Annotated in this window: 10 protein-coding genes and 1 pseudogene; 5 read left to right on the top strand and 6 right to left on the bottom strand. The window is 63.1% G+C overall.

Annotated elements, in window-relative coordinates:
* From EN781_RS34735 to EN781_RS08635, 3 genes and pseudogenes are all read left to right on the top strand, one after another.
* A pseudogene (locus EN781_RS34735) lies at positions 1-204 on the top strand (multidrug transporter); the annotation flags it as partial.
* 45 nt (positions 205-249) lie between these two features.
* On the top strand, positions 250-2,238 hold the full coding sequence (locus EN781_RS08640) for a prepilin peptidase (protein ID WP_127399904.1): 1,989 nt from the start codon (positions 250-252) through the stop codon (positions 2,236-2,238).
* 49 nt (positions 2,239-2,287) lie between these two features.
* Positions 2,288-3,091, top strand: a complete 804-nt coding sequence (locus EN781_RS08635; RefSeq protein ID WP_189347401.1) for an efflux RND transporter periplasmic adaptor subunit — start codon at positions 2,288-2,290, stop codon at positions 3,089-3,091.
* Positions 3,092-3,271: 180 nt separating this feature from the next.
* Here the strand turns inward: EN781_RS08635 and EN781_RS08630 are convergent, their stop codons facing one another.
* The 6 genes from EN781_RS08630 to EN781_RS08605 form a co-directional block, all read right to left on the bottom strand.
* Positions 3,272-4,312, bottom strand: a complete 1,041-nt coding sequence (locus tag EN781_RS08630) for an EscU/YscU/HrcU family type III secretion system export apparatus switch protein (RefSeq protein ID WP_126056238.1) — start codon at positions 4,310-4,312, stop codon at positions 3,272-3,274.
* 12 nt (positions 4,313-4,324) lie between these two features.
* Positions 4,325-6,496, bottom strand: a complete 2,172-nt coding sequence (gene sctV / locus EN781_RS08625) for a type III secretion system export apparatus subunit SctV (RefSeq protein ID WP_245455581.1) — start codon at positions 6,494-6,496, stop codon at positions 4,325-4,327.
* A complete protein-coding gene (locus tag EN781_RS08620) occupies positions 6,493-6,804 on the bottom strand; it encodes a hypothetical protein (RefSeq protein ID WP_245455579.1) in 312 nt (103 codons plus the stop codon). Before EN781_RS08620 ends, sctV begins: the two co-directional genes overlap by 4 nt.
* A gap of 17 nt (positions 6,805-6,821) precedes the next feature.
* Positions 6,822-7,220, bottom strand: coding sequence for a hypothetical protein (locus tag EN781_RS08615; protein WP_126056237.1), 399 nt, complete (start codon positions 7,218-7,220; stop codon positions 6,822-6,824).
* Positions 7,221-7,258: 38 nt separating this feature from the next.
* Positions 7,259-8,260 carry an EscD/YscD/HrpQ family type III secretion system periplasmic domain-containing protein gene (locus EN781_RS08610; RefSeq protein ID WP_126056236.1) on the bottom strand — a complete coding sequence of 334 codons (1,002 nt, stop codon included), beginning with the start codon at positions 8,258-8,260 and terminating at the stop codon, positions 7,259-7,261.
* A gap of 121 nt (positions 8,261-8,381) precedes the next feature.
* Entirely contained in the window at positions 8,382-8,564 is a 183-nt protein-coding gene (locus EN781_RS08605) for a hypothetical protein (protein ID WP_126092905.1), read from the bottom strand.
* 184 nt (positions 8,565-8,748) lie between these two features.
* Here EN781_RS08605 and EN781_RS08600 point away from each other — a divergent pair, with 184 nt between their 5' ends.
* Together EN781_RS08600 and EN781_RS08595 are read left to right on the top strand one after the other, a co-directional pair.
* The gene (locus EN781_RS08600) at positions 8,749-9,636 is read left to right on the top strand and encodes a MurR/RpiR family transcriptional regulator (protein WP_348631368.1); all 888 of its coding nucleotides are present in this window, start codon (positions 8,749-8,751) and stop codon (positions 9,634-9,636) included.
* A gap of 77 nt (positions 9,637-9,713) precedes the next feature.
* A partial coding sequence (locus tag EN781_RS08595) for a LysM domain-containing protein (protein ID WP_145965464.1) occupies positions 9,714-14,012 on the top strand: 4,299 nt, incomplete at its 3' end.

Genomic DNA, 14,012 nt, shown 5'->3' with positions numbered 1-14,012 from the left:
GAATTGGAGTGCACATACCTTCACCTCCACTCCTTGCGGCACTTCGCCAACATGCTGGAGCGGATGCCAGCCTCCGGCCCGGATGTCGAGGACACGTCGGAACCGGCACCAGAAGCGACTTCTGCCAAGGCGAAACGGGAAACCGGCAAATCGGCGGCGCGCAAGGGTGGCGACGAAGCGGACATGAGGCTGGAGCAGGCTTAACAAAGTGACGACCGAGATGTCACCCGAGCGTAGAAGGACGGGAGCTTGACGGCGGCTGGGCAAACGGCCGGCGTCCTGCTTCCGGCCCTTGATCTCGGCGCCGAGCGGGAAGACCCGGCGCCGAAATTCCTCGACTGGCTGGACCAGTGGCTGGTTGGCGTGGCCTCGCCGTTGCGGGAGCGGGCAAGGCTGCGGCGGATGTATCGCGCGCTGCCTCGCATCGAGGCACTCGGACGTGATTATGCGGGCATAGCCGAAGTCGAGCTTGTCGAGCGGGTCGCGGCGTTCCGCCCAGTGATGCGCCGTGGCGGCCTGACCCAGACGAACATCGAACGATGCTTCGCGATCGTGCGCGAGATATCATGGCGCAAGCTCGGGCTGCGCCACCACAACGTTCAAATTCTTGGCGGCCTCGCAATGCTTGACGGGCGGGTGGCGGAGATGGCCACCGGCGAGGGAAAGACAATCACCGCCGGTCTCGCCGCATCGGCCGCGGCGCTGGCGGGCACGCCGGTTCACATCATAACCGTGAACGACTATCTGGCGGCACGCGACCTTGCGACGCTCAAGCCTGTCTATGACTTTCTTGGCCTGACCACGGGCCTGATCCAGAGCGGCGACCGGGCAGGGCGACCGCAAGTCTATGCGTCGGACATTGTCTATGCGAGCAACAAGGAAGTTGCGTTCGATTACCTGCGCGATCGCATGGCGCTTGGCCAAAGGACCGGGCTGCTGCACCGCAAGCTCAGCGGCTTCGGCCAAGCCGGCAGTGCGAATTCGCAAACAGTCATGCGCGGTCTGCACCTGGCAATCGTCGACGAGGCCGACAGCGCGCTGGTCGACGAGGCGCGCACGCCGCTGATCATCTCCCAGGAAAGCAATTCCGTCGACGAACGCAACTGGGCGGAAAAGACATTTCGTCTGATCGAGGACCTGCAACAGGATGTCGACTACGTGCTGTTGCCGGACCAGCGCCGTATCGAATTGACGGAAGCCGGCAAGGATAGGCTCTGGACGCGCGCTGAGGCGGCCGATGGATACTGGCGCAACCGCCTCCGACGCGAGGAATCGGCCAGGCAAGCACTCTCCGCATTGCTGCTTTTCCGACGCGGCGAACACTATCTGGTCGCTGACGAGACTGTTCAAATCGTCGACGAATTCACCGGGCGCATCATGGCCGACCGCACATGGAGCGATGGCCTTCATCAGTTGATCGAATTTAAGGAGGGCTGCAAAGTGACCCCGCGCAAACGCACCGCCGCGCGGATCACGTACCAGCGCTTTTTTCGCCGCTATCTGCGCCTCGCCGGGATGTCCGGCACCGCCTACGAGGTCAAAGGCGAATTGGGCGCCGTCTACGGGCTGTCGGTTCTCGCAGTGCCGACACACGTGCCGCCCCGGCGCGCGAAGCTCACGACAATTGTGTGTGCGACGCGCGAGGAGAAATGGAACCGCATCGTGCAGGAGGTCGAGACGATGCGGGCCCTCGGACGGCCGGTACTGATCGGCACGCGTTCGGTCTCTGCATCACAGGAACTCAGCGCATGTCTCGGGCGCGCCGGCGTCGAGCATGCCGTGCTGAATGCCGAGCAGAGCGAGGACGAAGCGAAAGTCATCGCGGGAGCGGGTCGTGTCGGAACGGTGACGGTGGCGACCAACATGGCTGGGCGCGGCGTGGACATCAAGGTCGATCCCGAGGCGCTCGCAATGGGCGGACTTCACGTGGTGCTGAGCGAGCGCCACGATGCCCGTCGGATCGACCGGCAGATGGAAGGGCGGACGGCGCGCAAGGGAGACCGGGGGTCAACGCGGGACATTCTTTCGCTGGAGGATCCGATCCTCGATCTCGCGCCGCCACGCCTTGTCGAATGGGCCAGCCGGAGTCAAACCTGGTTCAGGCGCCGAGCCGCACTTGCGCTGTTTCGGATAGCGCAGATGCGCGCTGAGCGCGCGCATGCAGCGGAGCGAAAGGACCTGCTCGACCAGGACCGGCGGCTGGGTGTGCTGCTCGCCTTCTCCGGCAAATCCGAATAGACTTGGGCCGGCGGCTGGACTGGCCGCGGCGGGCAGGGAGCCACGTCAAATGCTGCGACCTATCTTCTCCATCGCTGCCGTGTTTCTGGCGGGTGCCGCTCATGCGGCGGCGCTCGATTGCGTCGTCAATCCTTCGATCGTGGTGGGTGTCGGCGGCACGGTGCCTGGCCTTCTGGAGGAGGTGCTGATCGATCGTGGCGACATTGTCAAAAAGGGTCAAATCCTGGCCCGGCTGAATGCCAACACCGAGCTGTCGACTATCGACTTGATGTCCGAGCAGGCGGCCAACACGTCGGAAATCGAGGCCCAGCAGGCACGATACCAACTGGCCGTAAACCGCATGGACCGCTCCAAGCGGTTGGCCAGCATGAACGTCACCTCCCAGGATGCGGTGGAGGAAGCGGTCGCGCAAATGGAGGTCTCCAAGCGCGAACTGGCGCTCGCCGAAACGCGCAAGCGCATTCTCGAACTCGAGCTTGCCCGGGCAAAGACCGTGCTGGGCCAGAAGGTTATCGTCAGTCCGATCGACGGTATTGTCATGGAACGCAAGCTGTATGCCGGCGAGTACCTCGATCAGGACGGGCAACTGGCCACGATCGCACAGCTCGACCCGTTGAGCGTCGAAGCCTTCGTCGCCGACAGCGAATACAGCAAGTTCAGCGTCGGCCTCGCCGTTCGGGTGACCGTCAGCGAGCCGCGCGATGAAGTCCTTGTCGGCACAGTTCAGGTGATCGACCGGGTATTGGACGCGGCCAGCAGGACGTTCGGCGTGCGCATCATGCTGCCCAATGCCGGCAACCGTTTGCCCGCCGGCCAGCGATGCAGGGTCGAATTCGACGTCAAGTCGAACTGAAGCGCTCCGCCTGCACAGCAATGCTGCTTAGTTTCTGCTGACAGGTGGCGAACACGCAGGATGCCCGATCGCGATGGCCCAGCGCGTTGCCGACGGACGGCTCGCCGGATCGCCCATCGTGTTCCCCGATCGGTCGCTCGCGGGAACGATACTTGCTAAGAACAACCGCGCGTTTTTGCCTCAAGTGAGTCCGTGCCGGACGAGATGGCGAACGACCGGCGAAAACATCTGCTGGCCGATATAGGATCCGATGCCCGCATTCTCGAAGAGTGGTTCGGCGACGGCCGCATCTTCGACTATCGCGATACGTGCCTGACGCGCCTGAGCTACCATCTCGTCGGCTGCGCGGCCTTGGCCCTTGCCGACGACCGTCGGCACCGGCGTTTCACCCTTGAGGTAACGCAACGCCACGGCGCGGTCGCCGGACACGAAGACGATGACCGCATTTCCAACGCCGAGTTTCGCGGGTTGCATCACCGCTTCGCGCCGCTGCCGCTGCTGTTCGTGGCGGATCAAGGGATCTCCCTCGAGATCCTTGTGCTCGCGCTTGTATTCGGTGGTGGTCATGCGCATGTCGCGCAGGAACAGCCAGCGCTGAATGGGAACATCGATCACGCCGATGACGACGAAGGCAAGCGCGGCGGCAACGCCAAGGGGTATCAGCACCGCCTTGATGATCGGCTCCAGGCATGACGGACCGCAACCCGGCGCATCGAAGAGCGGTTGCAGCCACGCGATCAGAACGAATACGAAGAGGCTTGCCAGCAACATCACCTTGACCAGGCCCTTGCTAAACTCGATGACGTTGCGGAGCGACAGGATCTTCTGCAGGCCCTTCGCCGGGTTTATGTGATCGAACTGCGGCTTCAGCGGCTCAAACGAGAAGACCGGCCCGAACGTCCCCAGCATGCCAAAGGCCAGGGTGAGAACGACGACGATCCCGACCAGCGGCAATGTGGCAAGCATCAGCAACGAAAGAAAATGGCGGATGGCCCGCAGGCTGACATCCGCGAACGGGCCGCTGGTCTCTGTCACGGTCTGCACGAGTTCCGAAAGGTGCTTGAACAGCATCGGCCAGGAAAAATAGAGATAGCCGAGCGCCGCGAGAAACGTGAAGCCGGAGACCAGGTCGCGGCTCTGCGAAACCTGGCCCTTGCGGCGAGCGTCGCGGAGCTTCTTGTCCGACGCCGGTAACTTCTTTTCCTCAGCTTCTTCGGCCATGTTGCAATCTCGTCATGAGGCAGCCTCTTGCCCGGCTTTCGCCTGAGCCGACGGCAGCGCCTGCGAGCGCGCGCCGGCCCTGCCGGTGCGGCCGGTGATCGTGGCCAGGGGCTGGACGTTGAATTCCTGCGCGAGTTCCTGGAACGACAGAACCGGAAGCTCGATGGCATTGTGCATCAGCAGGCTGCGCATATGCCGGCGCACGTCCATCGCGGCAAGCACGACCGGCGAGACATCGATGGAGCTCTGCGACAGGGCTCGCTCGATCTCGGTGACCAGGGCCTGCGCGTCATCGTCCGAAAGGTTCAGGAATGTGCCGGTCGATGCGCTTTGCACCGCGTTGCGCAGGATATCCTCGGCCGACCGCTGCAGCACATAGGCCGCGATGATGTTGTTGCGGCCGGCGGAGCGGAAGCTGATCTGGCGCTTCAGGGATGTGCGGACATATTCCGTCAGCAGGACAACGTCCTGTTCGCGCTGGCCCCATTCGATCAGCGCTTCGAGGATGAGGCGCAGATTGCGGATCGGCACGTTTTCGCCGACAAGCCGGCGGAGCACTTCCGCGATCTTCTGCAGCGGCACGATCTCCTGGGCCTGCCTGACCAGATCCGCGTAGTCCGGCTCGATGTCTGACAGGAGCCTGCGTGTCTCCTGAATCCCGACGAAATGGCCGGCATAGAGCCGCAGTGCATTTCCGGTCCACTTGGCCGCCGTTTCCGCTGGTGCGGAAAAGGCGAAGCCGGCCTCCTTCAATGCCGCTATCTGGCTGTCATCGACCCACGCGAATCTACGCTGACCGGCAATCGACGAGCCGTCTTCGTAAGTCACCTCGAGCAGGTCGAGGTGCGTCGCATCCGCCTCGACGAGAACGCGGTCGGCAGGAATTTCGGCATCCAGGATCGGCGCGCCTTCCAGATCGACGCGGATGCTTCGTGATGAAAGCATCTCGTCGACCTGCATGCCGATGGCCGGAACGTCGATACCGAGATCGCCGAAGAGCTCGCGGCGCACGCCGTCGGCGAGCGCGGCAAATTCGGGCTCCGGGATCGAGCGTCCAAGCTCGGTTCCGAGGCGCACGACGATGCGGTAGGAAGGAGGCAGCGTTCCGGTAGGGATTGCTGAAAGCGCCGCGGAATTCCCCGGTTGTTCGCGCGTTGCGATCTGGCCGGCGTCGTCGTCAGGCTCGGATTCCCGGGCGGTACGGCGACTGATTGCGTAGGCGCCGGCACCGAAGCTGGCGCCGAGGATCAGGAACACGATCGACGGAAAACCTGGCACGATGGCAAGGCCGACCATGATCACCGCGGCAAGACCGAGTGCTCGGGAGTCGCGCAGAAGCTGACTGGTTATTTGCCGGCCAAGGTCGCCCGCACCGTCGGCGCTGCCGACGCGCGTCACCATCGTGCCTGCGGCCACGGCGACGAGCAGTGCCGGTATTTGCGCCACCAGCCCGTCACCCACGGTCAGCAGCGAGTAGGTCGCGGCCGCGTCACCGAGGGACATGTCGTGCTGCAGCGTCCCGACCGCGAAACCGCCGATCAGGTTGACCAGGATGATCACGATGCCGGCGATGACATCGCCCTTGACGAATTTCATGGCGCCGTCCATCGCGCCGAACAGCTGGCTCTCGCGCTCCAGCTGCTGGCGCAGACGACGTGCCTCCGTCTGATCGATATCGCCGTTGCGCAGTTCCGCATCGATACTCATCTGCTTGCCTGGAAGCGCATCGAGCGTGAAGCGCGCCGCCACTTCGGCGACGCGCTCGGCACCGCGCGCGACCACGATGAACTGCGCGATGGTGATGATCAGGAAGATGACCAGGCCGACCGCAATGCTGCCGCCGACGACAAAGGTGCCGAAGGCGGTAATGATCTCGCCAGCATCGGCCTGCAGCAGGATCAGTCGCGTCGTCGTGATCGTGATCGCCAGCCGGAACAAGGTGGCGATGAGGATGACCGACGGCAGCGACGAGAACTGCAGCGGATGGGAAACGTAAAACGATGCCAGCAGGATGAGCACGCTGATGGCGATATTGGCGGTGATGAGAATGTCGACGAGGAATGTCGGCAAGGGAATGAGCATCATCACTACCGCGACGAGCAGCAGGACGGCGATGACCAGATCGCTGCGGCGTGACAGCCTGGCAAGGAATTGTAGAAGCCGCTCCGACACGGTCATGGTCATTGAACGCCTCGTTGCGACAGGAAGCTCAGCAGGGCGCTGTGCGCCTCGGTCTTGCGCCCCGCCACGAGCAAGGCGCGGCTCTTCAGCAAGGCAAGCGCCGGATGGTCCATTCCTTCCAAGGTCTCCAGCCTGGCAATCGTGGCCAGCGCCTTTTCCGCCTCGCCATCGAGGATGAGCAGATGCGCCAATGTCCTCAGCACGCCGGCATTTCCCGGCGACAGCTGCGCGGCGATGAGCAGATACGCCGCGCCCCGCTTTGCCTGCCCGTGAGACCCGTAGAGAAAGCCCAGGACATGCAGCAGATGCACCGTGTCATCCGGGCCGGTCAGATTTCGATTCCTTCCTGCATGCGACCAAGCAGGTCGCGATGACGCTCGATTTCATCCTCCATCAGCGTTCTCGCAAGCGACTTGAGCTGCTCGCCGCCCTCCAGGTCGGGGACCAGGTGTGTCACAAAATGCTGGAGGATAGGCACGGAGCGCCGCAAGATGGCTGGCTCGGGTATACGGGGCATGACGAAGTTGATGAGGATCTCATCAAGCGATTCGCCAGCCGCCTCGCCGGAGGGTTGGAACTCCGCGGTTTGCGGCCTTTCAGCACCAGCGGCGGATTTCGTTCCCTGAGCGCGGCTCGCGGCCTTGTCGACGCCATTCATCCGTCGCCGGTTGATAGCCTGGCCGCGCACGCCTTCCGCCTGGCGCACCTCGCGGCCAGCCGTGTCCATCCTTGCCGAATCGAGTCGTGGCCCTTCAAGCCGACGGTTCACGGATATTTCAGCGCGACCGTGGCGCCGCCCTTCGTCAGGAGAAGTTCCGTCTCGCCGATGTGCTTGATGGTCCAGCCGTCATTGGTGAATGCACCTTCGTGGTAGCGGGCGCCGTCGGCTGCGATGACGTAAGGCCGGTCGCCATACCATATCGCCTGCAGCGTCAGGCGCGGGGCCTGCTGCGCATCGCCGATCATGACGTTGGAGACCAGCGGAATGTGCGCGCCGAACGCCTGGTCGAACCAGGATTGCGTTTCCGTCCAGACGCCGCTCTTGTCATTCGGGATCATGCCCGAGACCACGAGACGCCCCGGCGATCGCTGAACGGTCAAGGTGCTTATGTCGGATTGCTCCAGACGTTGCTTGAGCTGGCTTTCCGCTTCGGCGGCGGTTTGCAGCTCCGCCGGTGATGAATCGTCCAGCACTTCCTTCCCGGTCTCGCCGGCAAAGGCCATTCTGACCGGTTCACCATCTTGAGCGGGTTGCATCTCGCCAATGTCCGGCTTGGCGAGAGAGAGACCGTTCGCAGCGAGCGAGAGGGCGAATACGGCGCACAGAACGCTGCCCGCGACCAGGAGCGGGCGATTGGAAAAGGACCACCGACTTGCGGGGCGTTCCGGGTTAACCAGCCGTATACGGGCATCGCCGACGTCGATCGTGAGCGGCAGCCTGCAGCGGCTGCCGTGGCCTTCATGGATGGTCTCGCCTGTGGCGAGCGCGACATCGCCGCCGACGGCTTCGATCTCAAATTGGCCGCCTTTGCGCCGCAGCCTTGCGTGGACCGGCGCGATGCCGGCGTCTCTGAGAACAATGTCCGACTCCGTGCTGGAGCCGATCGTATACTGCGGCTCGACCAAGCAGAGTTCGGCGCCGGTGTGGAATCCGTGCGTGACGCTGAGCACAACGGAGTGTCCGGATGCCGGCGAGAGGGCGATGATCGACCGCAACCGGCGCGCCGGTGCCGCATCCAGATACCTGCCGATAGGAGTATCGGTCATGCCACTTCATCTCCCGCCGATGACGATTTCAAATGCAGCCTGACGCCGGTGTTGAAAAATCCTGCCGTACAAGTGCGCCGCCGATTGCTCGCGGCGGCGCATGGGGTCGCGGAACCTTGCCTTAAGCCTTCTCAGCCGACTGGCCGAGCGTCCTCGCGGTGCTCATCAGCATGTCATGCTGGGATTTCGCGATCTCTTTCGTGATCTCCAGGCCAAACATGCGCTCCTGGTGCTTGATCATCTTGTCCAGGTTCTGTTCCGGCGACCCTGCAGAGCCGGACGTAATGGGAGGGGTAGCAGCCATCATTGTCTCCTTGCGAGAAATTCAAGTTGCAAGCGCCGGGATTCACACAGCCGCGATCCGGCACGTTGCCAAGGCAGCTTAAGGCAGTATGGCCGAAAATGAAAGTCCATTTGGAATATTTGAGCCACTACAGTTCCAACTGTTGCGTTGCCGGCGTTCAAGGAGTAACCTCCAAGCCGGGTGAATGGGGTATTCAAAAATGGAAAAAGGTCCTTTGGCCGAGCTGTTGGTCGAACGGTTCGAGAATATGCCGCCGCAGTTGCGGGTCGCCGCGCGTTTCGTGCTCGACCATCCCAAGGATGTCGCGCTGATGTCGATGCGCGAGCAGGCGCACCAGGCCGGCGTTTCGCACAGCACGATGATGCGGCTGGCGCGATGGCTTGGCCTAGATGGCTACGAGGACATGCGCAGCCTCTATGCGCGCGCGCTTCGTGAGACAATCGTTGGTGAGCCGGCGCGTCAGGGCAAGCAGGATGGCGATCCGGGATATTCGACGGTCGGGGTCGTTGCCGATACGCTCGCGGCGCAGATTGCAAGTCTCGGCGAATATGGCAGTGCCATGCAATTGATCGCCGCCGCCGGCTTGCTTGCGCGGTCCGCCAATCTGTTCGTCCTCGCGTCGCGCTCGGCCTATCCGGTGGCGAGCCATTGCGCTGACATCATGTCGTTTCTGGTCGATGGCGACCGCAAGGTTACGCTCGTCGGCGAGATGGGCGGCGCGGGTCTGGATGTCCTGCAGCATGCCGGAGGTGGCGACGTGCTTCTGGCTGTGGGCATGTCGCCTTATGAGCGCACGACCATCGAAGTGGCGCGCCAGTCGGTCCGCCAAGGTGTCGGCGTGGTGGCAATCACCGACAGCAGCGTGTCGCCGCTGGCCCGGATCGCGCGGGAAGCAATTATCGTCACGTCAAACTCGCAGTCGTTCTTCCGCAGCCTCGCGCCTGCCTTCGCCGCCGTCGAAATTCTGGCGGCGGTGACGGCTGCGCAGTCCGAGGTGAATGCCGCAGATCGAGTAAAGCAGTCGGAAGGGCAGCTTGCTGCTTTCGGCATTTATTGGAAGCCCCCCAGATAGCAATGGAACGGGTGCTGTCGGGGCGGGCGTGACGGCAGCCGGGCTGCCGGCAACAGTGATTTCCGGAGGTCGTCCAGATGGTTCGCCCGATAACGCTCACCAAGCCGCCCGTCCAGCCGCAAAAGGTCAACGCCAAGGCAAACACCGCTGAGATAGCGCGACTGGAGGCACAGGCGGCACAGTTGCGGGAGCAGATCAGGCTCGCCAACAGAATGGGCGAGCGTGATTGGGCGGCACAGGCACGCCAGCAACTGGCGCAGGTGAACACGCAACTCAGTTCCCTTCAACCGCCACCGGTTGCGGCTCCGGCGACGCCGGGCGTCAATGCCAGCACCGGCACCTCAGGCAATGGCGCGACGGTGGCGCCGGCTCTCTATGTGCAACCCGATCTTGCCGCACCCGCGGTGACGCCAGTGAAACTTGATGGGGGCGCGGCCGAAGAGAATCCCAGGGATGCGACTACCGCCCGCAACATTGTCAACGACGTCACCGGCGGCAAGAGCATCGACCAGATTGCGTCCGCCCGCGGCATGACGCGCGAACAGGTCATCGCCGCGCTCAGATCCGGCGGAATGACCGTGTCGACCACCGACCCGACGAGCGGCAACGGCGACGTGCAGACGACGAAGATCACGGATGCCGGCGGCCGCACCGTCACCCAATATTACGACTATCAGCACGACAGCTACTATACGAGCGTCCAGGCACAACCCAACGGCGCGGCAACCACCACGCCGGTCCGCGACGGGCTCGGGCGCAAAGAAACCAGCAGCTACAATCCCGATACCGGCGCCATCACGACGCGGTATGAAGACGATCTCGGCACCGGCACCGTCACCGAGCGGACGTCGCTGCCCAATGGTGCCTCGGTGGAAACGGTAACGCCGGGCGTCGGCCCGGCGCTTCCCGTAACCACCGTCACCGGTCCGGACGGTCGCAAGACTATTCTGAGGCCCTCCCAGGATCCTGGTGGCGCCAGCACCCAGAACATCAAGAACGGTCTCGCCGACGGAAAAAGCATCGAGCAGATCGCACGGGAAAATGGCCTCACCAGCGAGCAGGTAATCGCCGAATTGCAGGCCGCTGGCTATAAGGTGACCACCCAGCAACCGACCAGCGACAACGGCGACGTACAGTCTGTCGAGATCGTCGATCCGCACACCGGCGACAAGACTGTCTACTCGCACGACTATCAGCATGACCAACGCACCGTCGTGACCACCGCCGACGGCCAGGAAACGTCGCAGTCCGTCGATGGCAACGGCAGGACCCGCCACAGCGTCCGCAACACCGAGACTGGCGAGACCACCACCACGATCGTCGATCCGCGGACCGGAACTGAAACCAAGATCGTCACCGACAAGGACGGCCGGGTGACGACGACGACCACCGAGGAGATCAACGGCGGCGAACCTGTCGTATACGAGGTCAAGCCGGGCGACAGCCTGACCCTGATCGCGCGGCAATATGGCGTATCGCTGGATGATCTCAGACGGACGAATCCTGAGCTTTTCAGCTCCGCTCGCGACCCGAACGTCATCCACGTCGGTGAAAAGATCACCATCGAAAACGGTACGCGCACGACCGTGGAAGTCACCTTCAACGGCTACACGCTGACCACCGGGCCCGACGGCAGCATGACGCTGCACAACAACAGCACCGGCAGCGACCTGAAGATCGAGGTTGGCACGGCGCAGCAGGCGTTGGCCGAACTGCTGCTATCGATCAATCCGCAGAGCAGAGATCCCGAACAGGCCAAGGCCGACACGGTTCTCAAGACGATTCTGGAGGGCGTGCTCGGCGGGGCAAGTCCCGAGCTTGCCCAGGAAGCCGCAGACGCGCAGCAAGCAGTAAGGGACGCAATCGAGCAATATGGCGGCGGCAAGCCTGCGACGCCGAATCTCGACGGCAGCGCCACATCGGTCGGCCCGTTCGGCGAGCCGCCGTCGGCCACGGCTCCGTCAGGCGGCAAATGGGTGCCGCTGATGGTCGACGGGAGCTGGCAATGGTTCGATCCGGAAGTTGCGCGGGCGATCGCCGCCGAGAACGCTGTGATAGCGCGCCTCGGCGAAGCACAGGCAAAGCCTGGGCAGAGCGCAGCCCAACTCGACGTCTATGCCCTGGATCCCGAATATAGCGGAGCCATGACGAGTGCCGGGACGACACTTGACAGGGTCTTGGCGCCGTATGGGCTGCAATTGCAGGCCCCCGAGCCGAAAGGCACGCTTGCAGATGCGCAAGCGCGGCTGACCACCGCCAACAACATGCTTCAAAGTGCCAGCACTGCCCGGGCTGAGTACGAGGAGGGCGAGAGGAGCCTCCTTGACGCCATCGACAAGCAGGCGACGCTGCCGGTGCTCAGCGATCCGAGCAAGCCGTCCGTAGGGGCTCCCGGCGGGCCTACCGGTGAGGAAATCAACCTTCAGGGCAAAGCTGAGCACGCCGAAGCCGCACAGCTCTTTATCAACGCGGCGCTGCACACTGCGCGAGGCAACAAGGCCACGATCGACCAGATGGTCGGTGCAACAGAGCTGGAGCTTGCCGAGGCCAAGCCCGGAAGCCCCGAGCATACCGAAATCAATGGCAGGCTCGAGAACCTGAGAGCGATGCAGGAGGCGGCAGCCAGCCAGGTGACCCTGGCTGAGGCGTATGAGCAATTTGGAGTTGCGCAAAAAGATGCGGCCGACCTTGCCGTGCGGGTCGAGCCGATCAAGCAAGCCTTGATCGCGCAAGCGATGCAGAGAAATCCGCACCATTTTGATTGGGACGGCTACACGAACGGTGCAGGCGAGAACACCGGCAACCTGAAGTCGCAGGAAGTGATCGAGGAAAATGGACAGCTCTATCTCGTAAACACCTACGAGAATGATGTTTTCAGCGATGAGAACGGCAATGACACGCCAGTCCTGAAATATGCTCTGACATACGATCTCGACGACAAGAATATCAGGGACGATTTCCGCAACGATCCGCTCAACAGGCAGTGGCAGGAGTTAATGGCCTCGACGCAAAGCCCGACGTCGGCGCCGGTCTGCACGCCCTCCGGAACAGGTTCGCAATCGGCGCTGGCGGCCGCCAAATCCAACATCATCGGCGTGCAGGTCGAGCGGTTTGACGCACAGCTGCAAGATGCAAAAACCAGGCTCGTCGACGCGACGACGGCTCGCGACAATGCCATCGCCGAGCATGGCGGGGGAACGGTAGAAGCGCCCACCGGCACGCTCCAACCAGGCGAGACGCCGGTCAAGATCACTGTAAACGGTCGCGATCTTTGGGTCGCACCGGACGTTGCCGCTGCCTACGAGAAGGAAGGAGCGGGCGCAATCGGTGCCAGCGGCAAGTCGGTCCGGATCGAGATAGGTGGCCAGTGGCTTTGGGTGCACCCCGAAGTGGCGGCCGCGGAAATCGACAGGGGTTTGGCTGAAACCGAGAAGTCTCAATTGGAGACCTGGGAGGAGGATGTCCGCCCTGCGATGGTGGCGGCGCGCGACTGGTACAGCTTCTATGCAAGCAGCCCCAAGCTTCTGACATATGGCAACGAGGAGCATGAGGCGCGGCTCAAGAACACGTATTTTGAGGAGCACAGGGATCAGGCGCTCGCCGGCTACCAGGTTCAGCTCAACCGGTTGTACGAGAACGGGTTCACCGGCGAATACAAGCAATACAAGCCTGGCGAGCTCAGCGGCGCGGTTGCCCGCGCGCTCGGTCTCGATGCATCGAGCGAGGGGGTCGCAAAGGTTACCGGTGAAATCACTGACCGCGCCGGCGAAGACGCAGAGGTCAAGTTCGTTCCGATGTTCTCGCTTGATGGCGGGATGGAATCGTCGACAGCATTATTCGCGATCAGGAGCGATGGAAAAGACGTCGGCTATGTCGACAGCTCCGGCAAATACTACGGCAGTTTCGACGAATTCCAGCACGAGAACCGCATCTTCAGCGAGAAGGGCAAGCTGATCCTGGCCAGGGGCGGCGACATGAGACTCGGCGCCGACGGATTCTCACTCGACGAACTGGAGGTCGCCGACGCGCGCAAGGTGGATTTCTGGGACAAGGCCACCGACATCGGTCTTGGCATCGTGGCCGGCGCCGCCACCATCGTCTCGTTCGTTCCAGGCGGTCAATGGGCCATTCCCATCGCGATCACCTCCGGTGCCGCTCTTGGCGGCAAGACTCTGTACAAGGAAGGTGAGCACCTGCTTCAGGGCGGCGACTTCGATAGCCAGTCGGCCTGGAATATCGCGACCGGCGTGACTGCGTTCCTGCCGGTAGGCGCCGGTGCCCTGCGCACGTTCGGCCTGGCAAGGGCCGGCTTGTCCACGTCCGAGGCTTTCGCTGGCGGTTTCGGGATGGCGCGGATGAGCGACGCCAGCTGGGGC

This window comes from Mesorhizobium sp. M4A.F.Ca.ET.090.04.2.1, from assembly GCF_003999085.1.
GTDB lineage: Bacteria > Pseudomonadota > Alphaproteobacteria > Rhizobiales > Rhizobiaceae > Mesorhizobium.
Note: the sequence above shows the minus strand (reverse complement) of the source record. Positions and strands in the feature narration are given on the sequence as shown.

Bases quoted from the DNA above. Each gene is read 5' to 3' on its own strand.
- EN781_RS08615 (WP_126056237.1), bottom strand. From the start codon at position 7,220: ATGGACACGGCTGGCCGCGAGGTGCGCCAGGCGGAAGGCGTGCGCGGC.
- sctV (WP_245455581.1), bottom strand. From the start codon at position 6,496: ATGACCATGACCGTGTCGGAGCGGCTTCTACAATTCCTTGCCAGGCTG.
- EN781_RS08630 (WP_126056238.1), bottom strand. From the start codon at position 4,312: ATGGCCGAAGAAGCTGAGGAAAAGAAGTTACCGGCGTCGGACAAGAAG.
- EN781_RS08600 (WP_348631368.1), top strand. From the start codon at position 8,749: ATGGGGTATTCAAAAATGGAAAAAGGTCCTTTGGCCGAGCTGTTGGTC.
- EN781_RS08635 (WP_189347401.1), top strand. From the start codon at position 2,288: ATGCTGCGACCTATCTTCTCCATCGCTGCCGTGTTTCTGGCGGGTGCC.
- EN781_RS08610 (WP_126056236.1), bottom strand. From the start codon at position 8,260: ATGACCGATACTCCTATCGGCAGGTATCTGGATGCGGCACCGGCGCGC.
- EN781_RS08605 (WP_126092905.1), bottom strand. From the start codon at position 8,564: ATGGCTGCTACCCCTCCCATTACGTCCGGCTCTGCAGGGTCGCCGGAA.